The organism is Mycobacterium sp. (assembly GCF_008709575.1).
In the GTDB taxonomy this organism is placed as follows: Bacteria; Actinomycetota; Actinomycetes; order Mycobacteriales; family Mycobacteriaceae; genus Mycobacterium.
Map to the genome: position 1 here is coordinate 1 of NZ_VYIK01000541.1, position 545 is coordinate 545.

Sequence of the window (545 nt, forward strand, 5' to 3'; positions counted from 1 at the left end):
AGGTCGGCATCGGAAACACCCTGGTGGCCCACGACCCGAAGATCGATCTGTGGTTCGACAACGTGGTCGCGGACTTGCTGAAGAACTTCGGGGTGAATTGGAATCCCACCGCGGGCACGGTCAACGGAGCCGTCTACGACTCCTATGCGGATCCGGGCCAGGCGATCTGGTGGGTCGTCCGATCGCTCGAACTCTTCGAGGACGCCCAACAGTTCGGCACCTACCTGGCGCACAATCCGGCGGAGGCCGCCCAGTACTTCTTCAGCTGGGCGCTGTTCGACATCCCGCTTCACATCGAGCAACTCGGGATCTTTACGGCCGAGAACGCGGCAGCATTGGCGAGTGCGGCCGGCCCGGCAATCGTTCCCGGGGCAGGGGCCGGCCTGGCCGGGCTGGCCGGTCTTGCGCAGCCCGTCAGCGTCTCGGCGCCGGCTCCCGTCGCGGCGGCGCCCACCGTGCTGCCGGCGGCCGGGCCGGCGCCGATCGTCGTCACGTCCGCCGTGGCCCCTGGCCCGTCTTCGGCGCCTCCTGCCGCGCCGACACCG

The 545-nt window shown here is 69.4% G+C and carries 1 pseudogene; it reads left to right on the forward strand.

Features of this window, described 5'->3' with window-relative positions:
- Window positions 1-545: pseudogene (locus tag F6Q13_RS20040) on the forward strand (hypothetical protein); the annotation flags it as partial.